General features: G+C 64.5%; 15 protein-coding genes. 6 read left to right on the top strand and 9 right to left on the bottom strand.

What is annotated here, in order from left to right:
• Positions 1–8: 8 nt before the first annotated feature.
• From BC1002_RS13425 to BC1002_RS13440, 4 genes are all read left to right on the top strand, one after another.
• Complete coding sequence (locus BC1002_RS13425) at positions 9–1,388, top strand: zinc-ribbon and DUF3426 domain-containing protein (RefSeq protein WP_013090571.1); 1,380 nt, start codon at positions 9–11, stop codon at positions 1,386–1,388.
• 72 nt (positions 1,389–1,460) lie between these two features.
• Positions 1,461–1,961, top strand: coding sequence for a thiol peroxidase (gene tpx / locus BC1002_RS13430; RefSeq protein ID WP_013090572.1), 501 nt, complete (start codon positions 1,461–1,463; stop codon positions 1,959–1,961).
• A gap of 94 nt (positions 1,962–2,055) precedes the next feature.
• On the top strand, positions 2,056–2,994 hold the full coding sequence (locus tag BC1002_RS13435) for a carbohydrate kinase family protein (RefSeq protein WP_013090573.1): 939 nt from the start codon (positions 2,056–2,058) through the stop codon (positions 2,992–2,994).
• Between the two features lie 25 nt (positions 2,995–3,019).
• On the top strand, positions 3,020–3,496 hold the full coding sequence (locus tag BC1002_RS13440) for an outer membrane lipoprotein (RefSeq protein WP_013090574.1): 477 nt from the start codon (positions 3,020–3,022) through the stop codon (positions 3,494–3,496).
• 232 nt (positions 3,497–3,728) lie between these two features.
• Here the strand turns inward: BC1002_RS13440 and BC1002_RS13445 are convergent, their stop codons facing one another.
• From BC1002_RS13445 to BC1002_RS13470, 7 genes are all read right to left on the bottom strand, one after another.
• Positions 3,729–4,355, bottom strand: coding sequence for a histone H1-like DNA-binding protein (locus tag BC1002_RS13445; RefSeq protein ID WP_013090575.1), 627 nt, complete (start codon positions 4,353–4,355; stop codon positions 3,729–3,731).
• Between the two features lie 29 nt (positions 4,356–4,384).
• Entirely contained in the window at positions 4,385–4,702 is a 318-nt protein-coding gene (locus BC1002_RS36265; protein WP_013090576.1) for a hypothetical protein, read from the bottom strand.
• Between the two features lie 87 nt (positions 4,703–4,789).
• Positions 4,790–6,013: a ribonucleotide-diphosphate reductase subunit beta gene (locus tag BC1002_RS13450; RefSeq protein ID WP_018437643.1), complete on the bottom strand. Its 1,224-nt coding sequence runs from the start codon at positions 6,011–6,013 to the stop codon at positions 4,790–4,792.
• 585 nt (positions 6,014–6,598) lie between these two features.
• Positions 6,599–9,610 (bottom strand): ribonucleoside-diphosphate reductase subunit alpha, encoded by a 3,012-nt coding sequence (locus tag BC1002_RS13455; protein WP_013090578.1) that lies wholly within the window; start codon positions 9,608–9,610, stop codon positions 6,599–6,601.
• 532 nt (positions 9,611–10,142) lie between these two features.
• On the bottom strand, positions 10,143–10,739 hold the full coding sequence (gene ampD / locus BC1002_RS13460) for a 1,6-anhydro-N-acetylmuramyl-L-alanine amidase AmpD (RefSeq protein ID WP_013090579.1): 597 nt from the start codon (positions 10,737–10,739) through the stop codon (positions 10,143–10,145).
• Positions 10,736–11,038, bottom strand: coding sequence for a PP0621 family protein (locus BC1002_RS13465; RefSeq protein ID WP_013090580.1), 303 nt, complete (start codon positions 11,036–11,038; stop codon positions 10,736–10,738). The genes ampD and BC1002_RS13465 overlap by 4 nt, the downstream gene beginning before the upstream one ends.
• A gap of 8 nt (positions 11,039–11,046) precedes the next feature.
• Positions 11,047–11,970, bottom strand: a complete 924-nt coding sequence (locus BC1002_RS13470; RefSeq protein ID WP_013090581.1) for a cytochrome C assembly family protein — start codon at positions 11,968–11,970, stop codon at positions 11,047–11,049.
• Positions 11,971–12,051: 81 nt separating this feature from the next.
• Here BC1002_RS13470 and ffh point away from each other — a divergent pair, with 81 nt between their 5' ends.
• Both ffh and BC1002_RS13480 read left to right on the top strand, forming a co-directional pair.
• Positions 12,052–13,419, top strand: coding sequence for a signal recognition particle protein (gene ffh / locus BC1002_RS13475; RefSeq protein ID WP_013090582.1), 1,368 nt, complete (start codon positions 12,052–12,054; stop codon positions 13,417–13,419).
• Between the two features lie 156 nt (positions 13,420–13,575).
• A complete protein-coding gene (locus BC1002_RS13480) occupies positions 13,576–14,127 on the top strand; it encodes a hypoxanthine-guanine phosphoribosyltransferase (RefSeq protein WP_013090583.1) in 552 nt (183 codons plus the stop codon).
• A gap of 93 nt (positions 14,128–14,220) precedes the next feature.
• On the opposite strand, the gene BC1002_RS13485 is transcribed toward BC1002_RS13480, so the two are convergent.
• Both BC1002_RS13485 and BC1002_RS13490 read right to left on the bottom strand, forming a co-directional pair.
• Positions 14,221–14,820: a MarC family protein gene (locus BC1002_RS13485; protein WP_013090584.1), complete on the bottom strand. Its 600-nt coding sequence runs from the start codon at positions 14,818–14,820 to the stop codon at positions 14,221–14,223.
• Between the two features lie 12 nt (positions 14,821–14,832).
• On the bottom strand, positions 14,833–16,569 hold the full coding sequence (locus BC1002_RS13490) for a proline--tRNA ligase (RefSeq protein ID WP_013090585.1): 1,737 nt from the start codon (positions 16,567–16,569) through the stop codon (positions 14,833–14,835).
• Positions 16,570–16,781: the final 212 nt, after the last annotated feature.

The following is a 16,781-nucleotide window of genomic DNA, read 5'->3' on the forward strand; positions in this document are numbered from 1 at the left end:
GGCTCGATATGCACCTGGCGACGCGTTGCCCCTTCTGCGAAACTGTCTTCCGTCTGCAACCGGCGCAGCTTGCACAGCGCCGCGGCCTCGTGCGGTGCGGGCATTGTCAGGAAGTCTTCGACGCGTCGAGCAGTTTGTTCGACGTCTCCGAAGGCGGCGATTTTTCCACGGCCAAACCGGTTGCCGCCGCGGCGGCGATCGAAGCGCTGTCGGGAGTGCGGCAACCAGGCCCGGACTCCAGTGGCGACGCATGGGCCCCGGGAGCACCGGCTCCGGAACAGGACTCCACCAGCATTTCCCGCAGCACGCTCGATAGCCGTTTGCGCGACCACGCGAGCAGCGTGCCGCTCGCGCCGCTGCCGCTTGGCGGCACCGGGCACGCAACCGTCACATCCGGCGCTCCGCGCCAGACCGAACCTGAATTGCCCGCTGGCGCTTTCTCGGCGCCACTACCCGCGGACGATGAGCCGACGCTGGCCGACGCGCCGCTCGAACCGTTCGCCTATCCCGCCGACGACGCGGTCGATGAACCGCCTGTCGTCCCGCCCTCCGCGCCTGCTGCCCCACCGCGAGTCGAAGACGAAGCGCCGCGCGTCTGGCACAAGGTCGAACGCCCCGAGCCGTCCATGCTCGACGAACGCGCGCGGCGCGAGCCAGCAAGCCTGCATGGCATGCGCGACAACGAACCGCACTTCGGTGCGTCCGGCTTAGGTGCGGCCGGCTTAGGTGCGGCCGGCTTAGGCGCCGCCGCGGGCGCTTCGGGCGCCGGCGGTCCCGGCGGCCCGCGCCCGCCGGGCGGTCCTTCGTCCGCCCCGTCGAGCGGCGAGCCGTTCTCGGTCAATCCTCCGATCAGCGCTGGCGACGATCCGTTCCCGGTGATGCGCGAAACCCGCCCGGTGGACGCCGGACGCGTCGGCTGGATCGTGGCCGGCGTGGTGCTCGCCGCGCTGCTCGTCATTGCGCTGCTCGCGCAACTCGCGTGGTGGCAACGCGAGACCATCATGGTCAACGTGCCGCGCTCGCAGATCCTGTATGCGCAGGCCTGCGCGCATCTCGGCTGTCAACTGACGCCGCCGCACGACATCGAAGGCCTGCTGGTCGAGCCCTCCGATCTGCGGCAGATCGACGGCCCGCACAAGCTCGAGCTGAAGATGCCGCTGCACAACCGCCTGAACATCGCGCTCGCCTATCCCGCGATCGAACTCACGCTGCTCGACGATCAGAACAACGTCGCGGTACGGCGCGTGCTGTGGCCGCAGGATTACGTGCCGCCCGGCACCGTGATCGCGGCCGGCCTGCCCGCGCATGCGACGCAGACGATGATCGTGCACCTCGACACCGGCACCGCGATCGCCTCCAATTTTCGCGTACAGATTTTTTATCCGTAACGCACCCTCGCGCGCCCGCTCCCGAGCGGGCGCATCATTGTCGTCACTGACGCCCTTTTCGGAGCACAACACATGAGTCAAGTCACGCTGGGTGGCAACCCGATCGAAGTAAGCGGTACGTTCCCGTCGGTCGGCCAGCAGGCCGCCGCGTTCTCGCTGGTCGGCAAGGACCTGAAGCCGCTGACGCTCGCCGACTTCGCCGGCAAGCGCAAGGTGCTCAACATCGTCCCGAGTCTCGACACGCCGACCTGCGCGACGTCGACGCGCAAGTTCAACGAAGCCGCCGCGAAGCTCAGCAACACGGCCGTGATCGTCGTGTCGGGCGACCTGCCGTTCGCGGCGTCGCGCTTCTGCACGACCGAGGGCATCGAGAACGTGGTGACTGCGTCGACGTTCCGCGGCCACGAGTTCGCGCAAGCGTACGGCGTCGACGTGACGAGCGGCCCGCTGACCGGCCTGACCGCGCGCGCGGTCGTCGTGCTCGACGAGAACGACAAAGTCCTGCACGCAGAACTGGTCGGCGAGATCAAGAACGAACCGAACTACGACGCAGCGCTCGCCGCGCTGAAGTAAGCCCTCTTGCGCACGAACGACAGCGCCGCGCCTCGCGCGGCGCTGTCGGCGCGGCGCGTCTTTTCCCCACCGCTTTCATACAGGAACGCTCGCCTTGGCTACGCTTATCTGCGGCTCGCTCGCGTACGACAACATCATGACCTTCGAAGGCCGCTTTCGGGAGCACATCCTGCCGGAGCAGGTCCACATCCTGAACGTAAGCTTTCTCGTGCCGACCATGCGTCGCGAGTTCGGCGGCTGCGCGGGCAACATCGCGTATGCGCTGAATCTGCTCGGCGGCGACGCGCGCATCATGGGCGCGATCGGCGCCGTCGACGCGCAGCTTTATCTGGACCGGCTCGCAGAGCTCGGACTGTCGACGGAAAACGTGCTCGTCGTACCCGACACCTACTCGGCGCAGGCGATGATCACGACCGACCTCGAGAACAACCAGATCACCGCGTTCCATCCGGGCGCGATGATGCAGTCGCATCGGAATCGCGCCGACGAAGTGAAAGGCCTGACGCTCGGCATCGTCGCGCCGGACGGCTATGACGGCATGGTTCAACACTCGGAACAGCTGGCCGCCGCGGGCGTGCCGTTCATCTTCGATCCGGGCCAGGGCTTGCCGCTGTTCGACGGCGAGACGCTGCGGCGCGTCATTGAACTTGCTACCTATGTAGCGGTCAACGATTACGAAGCCGCGCTGGTGAGCAACAAGACCGGCTGGTCGATCGAGCAGATCGCGAGCAAGGTCGATGCGCTCATCATCACGCTCGGCGAGAAGGGTGCTCAGATCCATCACGGCGGCGGTATCGAAGAGATCCCGGCGGTCACGGCCAGGCGGGTACTCGATCCCACCGGTTGCGGCGACGCATTTCGCGGCGGCTTGCTCTACGGTATCGAGAAGGGCCTCGGCTGGGCCACGACCGGCCGTCTTGCCAGCCTGATGGGCGCATTGAAAATCGAGCATCAAGGCCCGCAAAACTACGCGCCCAGCCGGGCGGAAATCAACGAGCGGTTCAAGCAGGCCTTCGGATACGACCTGCACTGATATCGCGTGCTATGGGAGTTTGGGAATGAGAACCTCGAGTCGCCTGATCGTCGCCACCTTGATCGCCGGTTCGCTGGCCATGTCGGGGTGTGCGGTCAACAGCAGCTCTCCCGACGTTTTCACGGCTTCGCAGGCGCAGCGTGAACAGACGGTTCGGATGGCCACGGTGGAGAGCGTGCGCGCGGTGCGGATCAGCACGAACGAAGGTCAGCCGATCGGCATCGGCGCACTCGGCGGCGCCGCGCTCGGCGCGCTCGCCGGCACTGCGTTCGGCGGCGGACGTGGCCAGGTCGCGACGGGTATCGTCGGCGGCATCGGCGGTGCGGTCGCGGGCAATGCGATCGAAAACCGCGTCGCGATGCGCGACGGCATCGAAATCACCGTGCGGCTCGACAACGGCGACATGCGCGCCATCACCCAAACTGCCACCGGCGAAATCTTCCGCGCCGGCGATCGCGTGAGGCTGCTGTCGAGCGGCGGCGTCACGCGCGTCACGCACTAGCGCAGTTTCCCTCCCGCGCGGCCGCGCGTAGTTCAGCGCCGCGACGACGACATCACACGCGTGCGCCCTCACGGGTCCATGCGTGTTTTTCTTTCTGGGCGACGGGCAAAAAAAACCCGCCACCGGCACGCCGGCAACGGGACATTGACCGGGTGGCGCTCGCAACAGCTTGAGCGCGACCCGGTCATCCGACACATCGTGCGATGCGTCGACGTACAGCTACTGCTACTACTTACGGACGGCTGCCCGTCGGGAACGGCCATGCCGCTGCCGGGTTCAGCGCGGTCTTCACCGTCGCCGCCGGTGCGCTCGAGACAGCAGGCGCAGCGGGAGCAGGCGCGGCCTTCTTGGCGACAGCCTTCTTCGCAGGCGCAGCCTTCTTCGCAGGTGCAGCGGCCTTCTTCGCGGCAGCCTTCTTGGCAGGTGCAGCTTTCTTGGCTGCAGCCTTTTTCGCAGGCGCGGCCTTCTTGGCAGCGGTCTTCTTCGCCGCGGCCTTCTTCGCCGGTGCTGCCTTCTTTGCTGCGGCCTTCTTCGCCGGTGCTGCCTTCTTCGCTGCGACCTTCTTCGCGGCGACCTTCTTCACCGCGGCTTTCTTCGCCGGTGCTGCCTTCTTCGCCGCGACCTTCTTGGCTGCGACCTTCTTCGCCGCGACCTTCTTCACTGCGGCTTTCTTGGCCGGTGCTGCCTTCTTCGCCGCGACCTTCTTCGCTGCAACCTTCTTCGCTGCGACCTTCTTCACTGCGACCTTCTTCGCGGCGACTTTCTTGGCCGGAGCAGCCTTTTTAGCCGGAGCAGCCTTCTTGGCTGCGGTCTTCTTTGCTGCGGTCTTCTTGGCCGCGGCTTTCTTTGCAGTTGCCATCATTTTCTCCTTCAGGTTTTCAGATGAGGTCAGTTCAAACTACACCCTTCGTCAAAACCCGCTTCCCGCGGACGCTTCTCAGGGCGCGCGCTACGAAGCGGGCTATTCATCGGCGTACGCAGGTGCGGCGCGCTTACGCTAATGAATGCGGTAAGGCGCGCCGTGCCCCAAGGCACCGCGCGCCAAATCTGGTCGGCGTCGCGAGGCGACGCCGGCAATTGCTTGATCGGGCCGCCGGCAACGACGCCAGCGGCTTTTTCCGGGGGGAAGTTTGCCCATCCCACTGAAGGGTCCGCAAAGTGCCTGTCATGTTTGTGGGCCGTCAAGGCACCGGGCACGCTTTGCATCAGGCCGTTCTGCTCCTAACCCGGGGCGCCGCGGCCACAGGCGGCGGCATCCCCATCAATGAAACCATCCGCGACGCGAATCCCGGCTCACTCCCAGGAAAGCGCACCGCCAGTCTGATATTCGATCACTCGCGTCTCGAAGAAATTGCGTTCTTTCTTCAGGTCGATCATCTCGCTCATCCACGGGAACGGGTTTTCCTCGTTCGGATACAGCGGATCGAGACCGATCTGCTGGCAACGACGGTTGCAGATGAAGCGCAGATAGCTCTTGAACATCGACGCGTTGAGGCCGAGCACGCCGCGCGGCATCGTATCTTCGGCGTAACGGTATTCGAGCTCGACCGCCTGCTGGAAGATCGCGCGAATTTCGGCGCGGAACTCAGCCGTCCACAGGTGCGGGTTTTCGAGTTTGATCTGGTTGATCAGGTCGATGCCGAAATTGCAGTGCATCGACTCGTCGCGCAGGATGTACTGGTACTGCTCCGCCGCGCCGGTCATCTTGTTCTGGCGGCCGAGCGCCAGGATTTGCGTAAAGCCGACGTAGAAGAACAGGCCTTCCATCACACAGGCGAACACGATCAGCGAGCGCAGCAGCGTCTGGTCTGCTTCGAGCGTACCGGTTTTGAAGGCCGGGTCGGTCAGCACGTGGATGTACGGAATCAGGAATTCGTCTTTCGCGCGGATCGACGGGACCTCGTGATACGCGTTGAAGATTTCGCCCTCGTCGAGACCGAGCGACTCGACGATGTACTGGTAAGCGTGCGTGTGGATCGCCTCTTCGAACGCCTGTCGCAGCAGGAACTGGCGGCATTCGGGCGCCGTGATGTGGCGGTAGGTGCCCAGCACGATGTTGTTGGCGGCGAGCGAGTCGGCCGTCACGAAGAAGCCCAGGTTGCGCTTGACGATGCGGCGCTCGTCTTCGGTCAGCCCGTTCGGGTCTTTCCACAGGGCGATGTCGCGCGACATGTTCACTTCCTGCGGCATCCAGTGGTTGGCACAACCCGCAAGATACTTTTCCCAGGCCCACTTGTACTTGAACGGCACGAGCTGATTGACGTCAGTCTGGCCGTTGATGATGCGCTTGTCGGCGACATTGACGCGCGCTTCGGAAGCAGCCGCCGCGTTGCCAGCATGAGCGACGGGAGCGACAGCGATGTCGTTCGCGAAGACTTCTTGAGCGGAGGGAGCATGAGGAGCGGAACGCGTTCCGATTTGCGAACCCACAGCCGACCCCGCAGCGTTGCGCAACACGTTCGGTTGCGTCGCGCTCGAGGGAGTTACGGCAGTGATCTCGTCATCCCAGTTGAGCATAAATGTCACCATCAATTTAGAACGGTTTGTACCATCTTTTCACGAGCGATAAAAGAGCTCACTCGCGAAAATTCCTGTTTTCGATTCGCGTTGCTACGTTCATACAACACTTTGTTCGACATGCTTCGTGCGACTCATGCAGTAACGCATCGAGTGACACGTGATGAACGCGTGTTGAACATGTGTTGCCGAGGTCCTTCGCGAGCTCGAAGAGCAACGTTACGACACGACGTTTCGTTGCTCTATCTATATGTATTGCGCAGTGCGCTCGCGGCATCCGCCGACTGATCGATGGACCGATCGATGCCGCGCGAATCGCTCATCGCGAGAGTCGGCGGTGAGCCGCGTTGAGCATGTTGCGTCAGCGTTGGCGGTTGAGGTGCGATGCCATGTCGAGCGATCGTCTGGTGTTGCCAACTACTGGGTTGCTTCTCTGCATCGACGAGCGGTGAGGCTTCGATACTGCTCACCGCTCATCGACCTGCTTCTACTTCATCAACGGGGCGCGTCGCTCGCCGCCTGCGGGTCACCACCTACGACCCTCGTGTGCAGTTAGCAAGCATCGCTCCCGCTGCTTGCCTGTCGTTACTGGCAAGCCTCGCACTCGTCGAAGCCGGGATCGCCAGGACGCATCATGCAGACCGGACCATCCGCTTCGGGTGCTGCTTCGACTGCGACCGCGGCAGTTGCTGCCGCTGCCTGGAAGCCGCCGTTCACGCCGCCCGCCAGACCACCCGTCGAGCCGCCCACACCGAAGCCGCCTGCCGCGCCGCCTGCGCCGCCCGAGCCGTCATGCCCTGAGCTCACCGCGTTCAGCGCGCCGTGCGCGACCGTCGATTTCTCGACGTGCGTCGCCGCCATCGTGCGCAGGTAGTAGGTGGTCTTCAAACCGCGCAGCCATGCGAGCTTGTAGATCTCGTCGAGCTTCTTGCCCGATGCGCCCGCCATGTAGATGTTCAGCGACTGCGCCTGGTCGATCCACTTCTGACGACGCGAGGCCGACTCGACGAGCCACACCGGATCGACTTCGAACGCGGTCGCGTAGATCGCGCGCAGGTCGGCCGGGATGCGGTCGATGCGCGACAGCGTGCCGTCGAAGTACTTCAGATCGGCGACCATCACTTCGTCCCACAGGCCGCGCGCCTTCAGGTCGCGCACCAGGTAGTCGTTGACCACCGTGAACTCGCCCGACAGGTTCGACTTCACGTACAGGTTCTGATAGGTCGGCTCGATGCACGCCGACACGCCGATGATGTTCGAGATCGTCGCGGTCGGCGCGATCGCCACGCAGTTCGAGTTGCGCATGCCGTAGGTCGCGATGCGCGAGCGCAGCGCGGGCCAGTCCATCGACTCGCTCGAATCGACCTCGACATAACCGCCGCGCGCTTCGGCGAGCAGCGCCACCGAATCTTGCGGGAGGATGCCGCGATCCCACAGCGAGCCGCGGTAGCTCGAGTAGCGGCCGCGCTCTTCGGCGAGCTCGGTCGACGCGTAGTACGCGTAGTAGCAGACCGCTTCCATCGAGCGATCGGCGAACTCGACCGCTTCGGGCGACGCGTACGGCGTGCGCAGCACGTGCAGGCAGTCCTGGAAGCCCATGATGCCGAGGCCGACCGGACGGTGCTTCAGGTTCGAGTTGCGCGCCTTGGCGACCGCGTAGTAGTTGATGTCGATCACGTTGTCGAGCATGCGCATCGCGACGCTGATCGTGCGCTTGAGCTTGTCGTGGTCGAGCGCCACCGTGCCGTCGGCCTGTTCCTTCAGGTGCGCGACGAGGTTCACCGAGCCGAGGTTACAAACGGCGATTTCGGCGTCGCTCGTATTCAGCGTGATTTCCGTGCACAGGTTCGACGAGTGGACGACGCCGACGTGCTGCTGCGGCGAGCGCACGTTGCACGGGTCCTTGAACGTGATCCACGGATGGCCGGTTTCGAACAGCATGCCGAGCATCTTGCGCCACAGCTGCGCCGCCGGGATCTTCTTGAACAGCTTGATCTCGCCGCGCGCGACCTTGTCTTCGTAAGCTGTGTAAGCCGTTTCGAACTCGGCGCCGAACTTGTCGTGCAGATCCGGGCAGGTGGACGGCGAGAACAGCGTCCAGTCGCCGCCTTCCATCACGCGCTTCATGAACAGGTCGGGAATCCAGTTCGCGGTGTTCATGTCGTGCGTGCGACGACGGTCGTCGCCGGTGTTCTTGCGCAGCTCGAGGAATTCTTCGATGTCGAGGTGCCACGACTCGAGGTACGCGCACACCGCGCCCTTGCGCTTGCCGCCCTGGTTCACCGCGACCGCCGTGTCGTTGACGACCTTCAGGAACGGCACCACGCCCTGCGACTTGCCGTTGGTGCCCTTGATGTGCGAGCCGAGCGCGCGCACACGCGTCCAGTCGTTGCCGAGACCACCGGCGAACTTCGACAGCAGCGCGTTTTCCTTCAGCGCTTCGTAGATGCCGTCGAGGTCGTCGTCGACCGTGGTCAGGTAGCACGACGACAGCTGCGAGCGGCGCGTGCCCGAGTTGAACAGCGTCGGCGTCGAGCTCATGAAGTCGAAGCTCGACAGCACGTTGTAGAACTCGATCGCGCGTGCTTCGCGGTCGATCTCGTTCAGCGACAGACCCATCGCGACACGCATAAAGAATGCCTGCGGCATCTCAATGCGGACGTTGTCGTGATGCAGGAAGTAGCGGTCATACAGCGTCTGCAGACCGAGGTAGCCGAACTGCAGGTCGCGGTTCGCGTCGAGCGCGGCGCCCAGACGCTTCAGGTCGAACTGCAGCAGCTTGTCGTCGAGCAGCTCGGCTTGCACGCCGCGCTTGATGAACTGCGGGAAGTACTCGGCATAGCGCTCGCCCATTTCGGCTTGCGTGACTTCTTCTTCGAGGATCTCGCGGCGGATCGTGTGCAGCAGGATGCGCGCGGTGACCTGGCTGTAGGCCGGGTCCTTTTCGATCATCGTGCGGGCAGCGAGGATGGCCGAGTCATACACCTGGCTCATCGGCACGCCGTCGTACAGGTTCTTCACCGTTTCCGCGACGATCGGCTCGGCGCTCACCGCGTCGCCGAGGTTCGCGCAGGCGGACTCGATGATGCCGCGCAGCGCGGCCATGTCCAGCGGACGCGTGATGCCGTTGTCGGTCACGTTCAGGCCCGGCGTGCTCGCGGCATCTGCGTGGTCGTCATGCGCGCGCGCCTGGTTGCGCTTCTCGCGATACAGTACGTAAGCACGCGCGACGTTGTGCTCGCCGCCGCGCATCAGCGCGAGTTCGACCTGATCCTGAATGTCTTCGATATGGAACGTGCCGCCGTTCGGACGGCTGCGCAGCAGCGAGCGCACCACGTTCTGCGTGAGTTGCTCGACCAGTTCGCGCACCCGTGCCGACGCCGCGCCCTGACCACCGTTGACGGCGAGGAACGCCTTCGTCACGGCGATCGCGATCTTCGACGGCTCGAACGACACCACGGTGCCGTTGCGGCGGATCACCTTGTAGTCGGCGTAGTTCGCTTGCGGCGCGAGCGACTGTGCGCCTTGAGTCTGGCCGAACGCCTGGCCAGTCGGTGAGCCCTCGTACCGGGTCGTCACGTTGTCGGTGGTTTGCATTTGCAAAGCTCCTGGTCTTGGAAATGGCGGCGGATGCCGCGGATTAAATCGAACGCCGCGCCGTCGCGTGCGCGAGCGATGAGGTGCAGGAAGGCCGGCTACGCCGGTTGGCGGGATGCAACTGCGAGGAAGCCTGGTTCGATTTGATGACGGTCTTCATCGGGTCGGTCGCGATCACTGGCTGGTCCTTTCCTGAATGCTTCTGGATGCGGCCGGAGATCCCCCAACGGCTGCGCCCCAGGAATTTTTTCGCTGTCTGGAATGCTTGCGGCGCCGTGCTCGGGGAGCGGGGCGCCGCAGACTTATCCACTCTTATTCACTCGGTTATGCACATGGTTATTCACAGCACAACACAAGATATAGTGCGAAACTCAGTTGTCGGCACCAAGTATAGTGGAGATTCGAGACAGGTCAAACCGTTTTATTTGCGTTCGAAGTCTTGACTTTTGCGTCGCACGACGCGCAGAAGCTCCCCGGAGAAGCAGGCTGCGCCTCGTTCTCTGCGGATCACGCAAGATCGTGCGAAGGGGGATTACCGCGTTTCGGAAAACTTGAGATAGGGGAAATACCGAGCGTCGAGCAACGTGTCGCGTTGCAGCCGCGGCCACTCGAAATGTGGACCGGGATCGGTCTTGCGACCGGGTGCGATGTCGGAGTGTCCGGCAAGCGCGTCGATCGGATAACGCGCCTTCAGTGCGATCACGAGCGCGGCGAGTGTGCGGTATTGCGCCGCTTCGAAGGCGGTAGTGTCGCTGCCTTCGAGTTCGATGCCGATCGAGAAGTCATTGCAACGCTCGCGGCCGAAAAAATTCGACGGTCCCGCGTGCCACGCGCGCTCATTGCAGGACACGAACTGCTCTAGCGCGCCGTCGCGATGAATCACGAAATGCGCGGACACGCGTACGCCGCGCAGATGCGAGTCGTAGTACGGGTGAGCGTCGCAGTCGAGCGTGTTCTGGAACAGCTCGGCAATCGCGGTGCCGCCGAACTCGTTCGGCGGCAGGCTGATGTTGTGAACGACGATCAGCGTCGGCACCGTGCCTTGCGGCCGCGCTTCGAAGTTCGGCGAGGGGAGCTTGCGTGCGGCGGGAACCCAACCGTCGGCATCGACGGTGAACACGTTGCTCATCGGGCGTCGCGGCCGCTCGGACGCGCGCCGTGGCGCTGCGCGTGCGCGGCGCAGCAGAACGCCTGCCCCGCGACGCTGACCGAGTCGCTTTTCGGTGCGTGCACGCCGCACTCGACGCAGCGAATCATCGGTTCGGCGAGCTGCGGCTGTTGTCCATTCGAAGTACGCGCGCTGCCATTCGCGGCGCCGGCACCGTCGGCGCCGCGGGCGCCGGTGCGTTGCGCGTCGTGGCGGCGCAGCGCCTTAACGAGCCACTGACCGACGATGAACAGCAGAATCAGCAAAACGATTTGTCGCATGGGGACACTCACACTACAGGCCGGTGCAACAGCACCTCTAAAACGAAACGGCTGCCGACGTACGCGAGCAACAACGCGACGAACGAGGCCAGCACCCAGCGCAATGCCGCGCGGCCGCGCCAGCCGGACACCTTGCGCGCGGTCAGTAGCGCGCCGAACATCACCCACGAAAGAATCGCGAACACGGTCTTGTGATCGAGCCGCAACGCGCGGTCGAGCAGCTGCTCGCTGAACAGGATGCCCGACAGCAGCGTCAGCGTGAGCAGCACGAAGCCGGCGCCGATCAGACGAAACAGCAGCTTCTCGAGCGTGAGCAGCGGCGGCAGCGTGTCGAGCCAGCTCGACCACCAGCCGTTGCCGGCCGACGCGTGTCGCTGCGCGAGAGCGCCGCGCATCGAATGCAAACGCCGCTCGACCGCCAGCATCAGCACCGCGTGTAGCGCGGCGATCGCGAACAGACCGTACGCGATGTTCGCGATCAGGAAGTGCAGCTTGAACATCGGCGCGGCCGCATACGGCAGCACGCGCACGCCGCCGAACGCGAGCGGCAGCAGCGACGCGGCGCACGCGAGCGGCAACACCAGCAGGCGCAGTCCGTCGAGCGGGAAGAAGAAGCTTTCGATCCAGTAGATGCCGGCGCCGAGCCAGAACATCGCCGACAGCGCGAACGCGAAGCCGAACACCATCGCGTTCTGCGGGAAGATCGTGGTATGCAGCAGTACGCCGTGAGCGAGCAGCGCGACGAATAACAGCGCGCGCCCGGGCGCGCTCATGCCGGAGGAGACCAGAGCGCCCGCGTGGGCGGCTTGATCGGGCAGCGGCGGCACGCTCTCGAGCAGCGGACGCACTGCCGCGTGCCGGTGCGAGCGCCAGCCGGCCACGGCGAGGCCGCCGTAGAGAAGCGCGGTGAGGGCATACAGTACAATATCCATATTCGAAGTTTACACTAGGGCCCCTCCCCGCGACGCCTTCCGCTTCGCGCGCTGCGCGGGCCCCACCGTTCATCGCTCCCCATGCTCGACAATCTGACTCAACGGATGGCGCGCGTCGTCAAGACGCTGCGCGGCGAAGCCCGGCTCACCGAGGCGAACACCCAGGAAATGCTGCGCGAGGTGCGTCTCGCACTGCTCGAGGCCGACGTGGCGCTGCCCGTCGTGCGCGAGTTCATCGCGAAGGTCAAGGAGAAGGCGCTCGGCGAGGAAGTGATCTCCAGCCTGTCGCCAGGTCAGGCGCTCGTCGGCGTGGTGCAGCGGGAGCTGACCGCGGTGATCGGCGGTGACTACGAAGGCAAGGCCTCCGAGCTCAATCTCGCCGTCACGCCGCCCGCGATCATCCTGATGGCGGGTCTGCAGGGTGCCGGTAAAACGACCACGGTCGGCAAGCTCGCGAAGCTGCTGCGCGAGAAGTACAAGAAGAAGGTGCTGACGGTTTCGTGCGACGTCTATCGTCCCGCCGCTATCGCGCAGCTGAAAACGGTGACCGAGCAGGTCGGCGCGGACTTCTTCCCGTCGGAGCCGAACCAGAAGCCGGTCGACATCGCGCGCGCCGCGGTCGACTGGGCCAAGCGCCACTATCACGACGTGCTGCTCGTCGACACGGCCGGCCGTCTCGGTATCGACGAAGCGATGATGAACGAAATCGCCGCGCTGCATGCCGAGCTGAAGCCGGCGGAAACGCTGTTCGTCGTCGACGCGATGCTCGGTCAGGACGCGGTCAACACCGCTAAGGCGTTCAGCGACGCGCTGCCGCTCACCGGTGTGGTACTGACCAAGCTCGACGGTGATTCGCGCGGCGGCGCGGCGCTGTCGGTGCGTCATGTGACGGGCAAGCCAGTCAAGTTCGTGGGTGTCGCCGAAAAGCTCGACGGCCTCGAAGTATTCCACCCCGACCGCATGGCGAGCCGGATTCTCGGCATGGGCGACATTCTCGCGCTCGTCGAGGAAGCGCAGCGCGGCGTCGACGTGCAAGCCGCGCAGAAGCTCGCCGACAAGGTCAAGAAAGGCGGCGACTTCGACCTCAACGATTTCCGCGCGCAGCTCTCGCAAATGAAGGGTATGGGCGGCTTGTCGTCGCTGATGGACAAGCTACCCGCGCAGTTCCAGCAGGCCGCAGCCGGCGCCGACATGAGCCAGGCCGAGAAGCAGATGCGCCGCATGGAAGGCATCATCAACTCGATGACACCGACCGAGCGCGCCAAACCCGAGTTGATCAAGGCGACCCGCAAGCGTCGCATCGCCGCGGGCGCGGGCGTGCAGGTACAGGAAGTCAACCGCATGCTGAACCAGTACGAACAGATGCGCACGATGATGAAGAAGCTCAAGGGCGGTAACCTGCAGAAGATGATGCGCGGCATGAAGGGCATGATGCCCGGCATGCGCTAAGCTTGATGGGACGCGCGCGCTCGCGCCGATGCGCGGCGCGGCTGACTTCGGTATCGTGCGGGTTTATTCTGTAGCGCATCGCGTCGTCCCTCGCGGGAACGTCCCTCGGGATGTTGCCACCCACACTATGTATACAGTTATCGGCCGTCAGACGTCATGAACCGCGAAGAAGCCCTGCAGATTTTTCAACATTCCGAAGAGATCGTTTCGGCCTCGGACGTCACTGCGTCGATCGCCCGCATGGCGACCGCCATCCGCGACGAGATGAGCGAGGACTTCCCGCTCGTGCTGTCGGTGATGGGCGGTGCCGCGGTGTTCACCGGCATGCTGCTGCCGCACCTCGATTTCCCGCTCGAGTTCGACTACATCCACCTGACGCGCTACCGCAATACGACGAAGGGCAGCAACGAGATGCAATGGCGCGTCGCGCCGGCCGAGTCGGTCAAGGATCGCGTGGTGCTCGTGCTCGACGACATCCTCGACGAAGGCGAGACGATGGCGGCGATCCGCGACCGCATCCTCGCGATGGGTGCGAAGCGCTTCCTGTCCGCGGTGCTGTGCGAGAAGATCATTCCGAAGGCGAAGCCGCTGCGTCCCGATTACTGCGGCTTCGAAGTGCCGGACCGGTACGTGTTCGGCTGCGGGATGGATGCGAAGGGTTACTGGCGCAACCTGCCGACCATTCGGGCGTTGACCGAGGGGGCGTGAGCGGCGCATCCGCGTACCGGTGAAAAAAAAGCAGCCTGCCTGGCTGCTTTTTTTATGGCTGCGACGCTGGCCGCTCGCGCACCGGTTTCCGGTTCAAAGCTTGTGCACGAAAGAGCGGATCCCGCCGAGCATCATCTCGACTGAAATCGCGACGAGCACGAGCCCCATCAGCCGCTCGAACGCCGCCATCACCCGTTCACCGAGCCACGCCTGAATGCGCTCGGCGAGCATCAGTACGATCGCGCAGATGATCATCGTGACGGTCAGCGCGCCGACCCACTCGAATGTCTGGCCCGGCGCCTGCGAGGTCAGCAGCATGACCGTCGCCAACGCCGACGGACCCGCCAGTGCCGGAATCGCGAGCGGCACGATCAGCGGCTCGCCGCCGCGCGCGTCGCCGCCGAATGGACCGTCCGGATGCGGAAACACCATGCGCAGCGCGATCAGAAACAGCACGATGCCGCCGCCGATCCGCAGCGACTGGTCACTCAGGCTCATCATGCGCAGAAAGCTCTGCCCGAGCACCATGAACACCAGCAGGATCGCAAACGCGATCGCGACCTCGCGCAGGATCACGACCGTGCGGCGCTCCGGCGACACCCCGCGCAGACAGCTAATGAAGATCGGGATGTTGCCGAGCGGATCGGTGATCAGGATCAGCAGCACCGTCGCGGACAGGAAGGTGTACTCCACTGCCCGCCCCGCTTAGTTCGCGAGCGCCGCGCGCACTTTGTCGATCACGGTCTGCGCGGCGTCCGCGACCGGCAGCAGCGTCGCTTCGGCGTCGCGACGGCCCTGATACTCGATCTTGCCGTCCTTCAGCCCGCGATCGCCGATCACCAGCCGATGCGGCACGCCGATCAACTCCCAGTCGGCGAACATCACGCCCGGACGCTCGCCGCGATCGTCGAGGATCACGTCGATGCCGGCCGCGGCCAGTTCCGCGTACAGCTTGTCGGCCTGCTCACGCACCGCGTCGCTGCGGTCATAGCCCATCGGGCACAGCACGACTTCGAACGGTGCGATCGACTCCGGCCAGATGATGCCCTTGTCGTCGAAATTCTGTTCGATCGCGGCGCCGAGAATGCGCGTGACGCCGATGCCGTAACAGCCCATTTCCATCGGCTGCGGCTTGCCAGTTTCGTCGAGGCAGGTCGCGTTCATCGCTTCGGAATACTTGGTGCCGAGCTGGAACACGTGGCCCACTTCGATGCCGCGGCAGATGTCGAGCACGCCCTTGCCGTCCGGCGACGGATCGCCCTTCTTCACGTTGCGGATGTCGGCGACGACCGGCTCCGGCAGGTCGCGGCCCCAGTTCACGCCGGTGGTGTGATAGTCGACCTCGTTCGAGCCGACCACGAAATCGCTCATGTTCGCGACCGTGCTGTCCGCGATTACCTTGACCGGCTTCTTCGTGTTGATCGGGCCGAGATAGCCCGGCGGCGTGCCGAACGTTTCGATGATCTCGGCTTCGGTCGCCATGCGGAAGTCGGCGAGACCGGGCAGCTTGCCGACCTTGATCTCGTTGAGGTCGTGGTCGCCGCGCAGCATCAGCAGCCAGATGGTCGGCTCGGCGCCTTCGTTTTCGGTGGCGAGAATGACCGACTTGATCGTGCGCTCGAGCGGAATGTTCAGCAGTTCGGCGACCGCCTCGCACTTCGCCTTGCCGGGCGTCGCGGTCTTCTTCATGTCCTCGGCGGGCGCGGCGCGTTGCGCGATCAGCGGCAACGCGTCGGCGGCCTCGACGTTCGCGGCGAAATCGGAACTCGGGCAATAGGCAATTGCGTCTTCGCCGGTGTCGGCGATCACGTGGAACTCATGCGAGCCGCTGCCGCCGATCGAGCCGTTGTCCGCCGCCACCGCGCGGAACTCGAGGCCGAGGCGCGTGAAGATGCGCACGTACGCGTCGTACATCTTGCGATACGACTCGCGCAGACCCTCCGCGTCCTTGTCGAACGAGTACGCGTCTTTCATGATGAACTCGCGGCCGCGCATCACGCCGAAACGCGGACGGATCTCATCGCGGAACTTCGTCTGGATCTGATAGAAGTTAACGGGCAGCTGGCGATAGCTCTTGATCTGGTTGCGCGCGATGTCGGTGACGACTTCCTCGTGCGTCGGACCCAGCACGAAGTCGCCCTGGCGGCGGTCCTTGAAACGCAGCAGCTCGGGACCGTACTTCTCCCAGCGGCCCGATTCCTGCCACAGTTCGGCCGGCTGCACGGCCGGCATCAACAGCTCGATGGCGCCAGCCCGGTTCATTTCCTCGCGCACGATCGCTTCCACCTTGCGGATCGAACGCAGGCCGACCGGCAGGTAGTTATAGATACCGCCCGCGACGCGGCGGATCATGCCCGCGCGCACCATGAGCTTGTGGCTGATGATTTCGGCGTCGGCGGGCGCTTCTTTGAGGGTGCCGATAAAGAAACGGGAAGCTTTCATTCAAGGTGTCCAAAAGCGGCGGCTTCCGGTGGGACCGCCAGAAAAGGTGAAAACATGGGGAAAATCGACACAGATCAGCGGCGAAGCCAGCGGGCTTCACCCGACTGGCGGCACCCTGTCCCCGTGCGGCGCCGAAACCGCCGCGCAAAGCCTCTCGCAAGGGATCGGGCACGGAAAACCGACAGGCTACCGCAAACACGGCTGTTGCGGCG

This window comes from Paraburkholderia atlantica (assembly GCF_000092885.1).
GTDB classification, from domain to species: Bacteria; Pseudomonadota; Gammaproteobacteria; order Burkholderiales; family Burkholderiaceae; genus Paraburkholderia; species Paraburkholderia atlantica.